Source organism: Acinetobacter sp. YH12227 (assembly GCF_013417785.1).
In the GTDB taxonomy this organism is placed as follows: domain Bacteria; phylum Pseudomonadota; class Gammaproteobacteria; order Pseudomonadales; family Moraxellaceae; genus Acinetobacter; species Acinetobacter gandensis.
Map to the genome: position 1 here is coordinate 1 of NZ_VPDH01000131.1, position 4,096 is coordinate 4,096.

Here is a 4,096-nt window from a genome sequence, read left to right on the forward strand (position 1 = left end):
CTATGACAAGTGTATTTATCTGCTTGAACCGACAGAGCTGAATCATAAGCTTGTTGGGCAATACATTTCATTTCTGGAGTACCCGGATGGCACTGTGGCCCTCATGCATGAAGGACGGAAGATCAACTATAGCGTCTTCAATAAACTGGCTGGACTACAGCAGAATGAAGTGGTTGAGAATAAAAGATTAGGCTCAGTTCTGGCGCATATCCAGCAACAACATGAAGAGTTGGAGAAACAGAATAAACGTTCCCGTCTCAAGAAAAGTATGCCGAGTCGTAAAGCTCAGAAAGCTGTTATTGAACAAAGAAAGTTAAATCCTGTGCTTGACTCTTGTGGTTAAAAACAGGACATTTTAAATGGTTTATCACATAGACATTTTAATTGGTGAATAACACATGCCCTTCAAAACCTTTTTCATTATCATAATTCCTAAAATTATGTATGTAGTTGCGTTATAATAACGATATTACACACAATTTTTTGATGAAGCATTCCTTCATTTTGTTTTTTGATCAATGGCATAAGTGAGGACGTCGTATGGCCTTATTACCTATTTTAAGTTTCCCTGATCCCCGTCTTCGTACCATTGCAAAACCAGTCGAAGAAGTTACTGACGAAATTCGCCAGTTAGCTGCCGACATGTTTGAAACTATGTATGAAGCACCGGGCATTGGCCTGGCAGCAACACAGGTAGATCACCATATTCAGCTGATTGTCATGGATTTATCTGAAAATAAAGATCAACCCATGGTATTTATTAACCCCAAAATTACGCCATTGACGCAAGAGACTCAGCCCTATGAAGAAGGCTGCCTATCTGTTCCACAAATATACGATAAAGTTGAGCGTCCGTCACGCGTAAAAATTCAGGCAATTAATCTTGAAGGTCAATCATTTGAGGTTGAAGCGGACGGACTTCTCGCTGTTTGTATTCAACATGAAATGGATCACTTAAATGGTAAATTGTTTGTAGATTATTTATCGCCATTAAAGCGTCAGCGTGCGCGAGACAAAGTAGAAAAATTAGTTCGCCAGCGCGAAAAAGAGAAGGTTGCAGTGAAGCGTTAATTGTATTCGCTGAAAAAACTGGATTCTCAGCCCAATTTCGATTGGGCTTTGTTATACTTGGGGCAGACAAATTTTAGGGTTTGCCTGTGTGGTTACGTAGTGGTCTGCTACTGTCCTTTGTAGCAGTGTTTTTACAGATTGCTGTATTTTTACAGCCCTTGTTGCCGAAGCAATATCAAATTGCTCCGGTCTGTGAAACCATCACGCGCGCACTTTTACTTCCAAATGTTCATTCTGAACATAGCGCTCATGGGCACCATGACCATGTATCAGTTACTCAAACTCAATTCGATCATTCACACGAACATGATGCAAGCCATCAATGTCAGTACTGTACGGTTTACGGTAATTTGGTATTGCCACCAGAACTTGATGTGCAGGAAATCTTAGATCGTATTCAAGTGCGTTTGATTGCTTTTCAAAAAGCCTTCAAACACGTTTGGTTTGTCCTTCAGCAACTTTTTTTAATCCCACAAGGTCGAGCCCCGCCACTGGCTGCATAAATCCGACGATTTTTACTTGGGTCTTAACTGGCTCCAGTACGCCTATATTTATGTATTCAGTGAGATAAAAAATGGCTCAGCCTAAATTCTTTCTACAGCCGCTTGCGGCTGCGATTTGTGTCGCATGTTATTCCAATATGACTTTTGCAGCAGAGATGCCATCAGATATGGCCGAACAAACTGCTGTTCAAACACTCGCACCTATCGTGGTTACAGCACATCAAGGTAATGATGCCAATGGTTTAATTGTCCGTGCCAATCCAAAACAGCCAATTCAACCGATTCCTGCCTCAGATGGTGCAGATTATTTAAAAAGTATCGTTGGATTCAGCGCCATTAAAAATGGTGGGACCAATGGCGATCCAACCTTTCGTGGAATGTTTGGTTCTCGTATTAAAATTTTAACGGATGGCACTGAAAATCTTGGCGCGTGCCCAAGTCGAATGGATGCACCGACTTCGTACATTTCACCAGAAAGTTATGATCGGATCTCGGTGATTAAAGGCCCACAAACAGTTCAATATGCCAATACAGGTTCAGCGGCGACGGTTTTATTTGAACGTAAACCAGAACTGTTTGATGAAGAGAAACATTATCGTGGCCAAGCCAGTGTGCTTATGGGTTCTTATGGTCGTTTAGATCACAACGTTGAAGCAGCGGCGGGCGATGAACATAAATATGTGCGCTTAAATGCTAGTCGCTCAGTAGCGGATAGTTATCAAGACGGTCATGGTAATACAGTACCTTCAGATTGGGAGCGTTGGAACGCAGATTTAGCTTTAGGTTGGACACCTGATGAAGATACCTGGATCGAACTGACTGGCGGTAAGGCCGATGGTGAAGCGGTGTATGCTGGCCGTGGTATGGATGGTTCTCAGTTTGCTCGTGAAAGTTTAGGGCTGCGTGTAGAGAAAAAAAATGTCACTGATGTGATTAAAAAGATCGAAGCGCAAGTGAACTATAGCTACAACGACCATGTGATGGACAACTTTAGCTTACGTACACCGCCATTGGTTGAAATGAAAATGGATAATGGCATGACCATGCAAATGCCAAATCCAATGGCAATGCAGGTGACGCGTCGTACTTTAAATGCACGTATGGCCGTGACACATGAGTGGGATAAGGTACAGTTTATTACAGGTTTAGATACGCAAAACAATAAACATGCGGGCAGTATGACTGCGTTGATGATGCCATCGATGAATAAGCCACTCACTGAAGATATGCAATTTAATTCTTATGGCGGTTTTGGTGAATTAAGCTATCAGCTTAGTGAAAACAACAAATTGGTTTCAGGTGTACGTGTTGATCAGGTCAAAGTAATAGATGAACGTGCAGCTTCTGCGAATAGTGGTTTTAATACTGAATTGAAAGAAACCTTACCAAGTGCCTTTATTCGATTTGAAAACCATCATCCTGAGCATGATGATGGTAAAACGTATATTGGTTTAGGTTATGTTGAACGTATGCCAGATTATTGGGAGCTATTCAGCCCTAAACATGGTAATGCAGGTTCGACCAATACATTTAACGGTATTAATCCTGAAAAAACTTTGCAGTTGGATATGGGCTATCAACATACGCATGGAGCATTTAGTTCATGGGCATCAGCTTATGCAGGCTTAATTAATGATTATATTTTGATGAGTTACCATGATCATCCAAATACAGGTATGCATGATCATGGTTCGACATTTAGTGCAGGCGCTAAAAATGTAGATGCAACCATTGCAGGCGCTGAAGCGGGTGTCGGGTATCAATTTAGTGATGCCATTCAGGCGGATGTCAGTGCAATGTATGCTTGGGGTAAAAACACAACGGATAGTAAACCGTTACCACAAATTTCGCCTTTAGAAGCACGTGTAAATGTACGCTATATCCAAGATAAATATACTCTAGGCGCATTTTGGCGAGTAGTTGATGGTCAAAACCGCATCAGTAAAGATCAGGGTAATATTGTCGGCTATGATGTGAAAAAGAGTGGCGGTTTCGGAACCTTGTCATTAAATGGAACATATCATATTCATGATGGTGTGGATTTATCGGTTGGTGTAGACAACGTATTAGATAAAGCTTATACCGAACATCTGAATAAGTTAGGTGATGCAGGTACTGGACTTGCAACAGATCAACAGTTCAATAATATTGGCCGTAATTATTGGGCACGTATTTCCATGAAATTCTAAACTTTGCATCATGTCCAAATAGATTGCGAAATGAAAAGCAGAGTCTAGACTCTGCTTTTTTTTATTGATGCATGCTGGCCAATTGCTTGGCTTTAGATTGATACAGCGCTAAGCCTAATTTTTGTATTTCACGTCCTTTTTCTTGTAACCTTTGCTTTAAACTCGGCATATGCTTTGCCCCTGTATATAGCACTAAATTACGTGCTAAAAGATACCGTCTTGGCTGTCAACCTAATTTAGTAATTATTTACCTTATATTTGATAAGCAGTTTGATGTTTTAATACACCATAGCATAGGTGTACTAACTTACGCATTGCAGCACCAACAATCAG

The 4,096-nt window shown here is 40.9% G+C and carries 3 protein-coding genes and 1 pseudogene; all 4 read left to right on the top strand.

The features are described from left to right. Positions 1-343 (top strand): annotated as a pseudogene (locus tag FTV09_RS17090) (ISNCY family transposase); the annotation flags it as partial. Between the two features lie 197 nt (positions 344-540). Continuing rightward, positions 541-1,071, top strand: coding sequence for a peptide deformylase (def, locus tag FTV09_RS17095; protein ID WP_067762718.1), 531 nt, complete (start codon positions 541-543; stop codon positions 1,069-1,071). 86 nt (positions 1,072-1,157) lie between these two features. After that, positions 1,158-1,574, top strand: a complete 417-nt coding sequence (locus tag FTV09_RS17100) for a DUF2946 family protein (RefSeq protein ID WP_180058958.1) — start codon at positions 1,158-1,160, stop codon at positions 1,572-1,574. A gap of 137 nt (positions 1,575-1,711) precedes the next feature. Continuing rightward, on the top strand, positions 1,712-3,763 hold the full coding sequence (locus tag FTV09_RS17105) for a TonB-dependent copper receptor (RefSeq protein WP_373687720.1): 2,052 nt from the start codon (positions 1,712-1,714) through the stop codon (positions 3,761-3,763). The last annotated feature ends 333 nt before the right edge of the window (positions 3,764-4,096 follow it).

What these genes read in the sequence shown, in the direction of transcription:
- def (WP_067762718.1), top strand. Translation starts at nt 541, where the DNA reads ATGGCCTTATTACCTATTTTAAGTTTCCCTGATCCCCGTCTTCGTACC.
- FTV09_RS17105 (WP_373687720.1), top strand. Translation starts at nt 1,712, where the DNA reads ATGACTTTTGCAGCAGAGATGCCATCAGATATGGCCGAACAAACTGCT.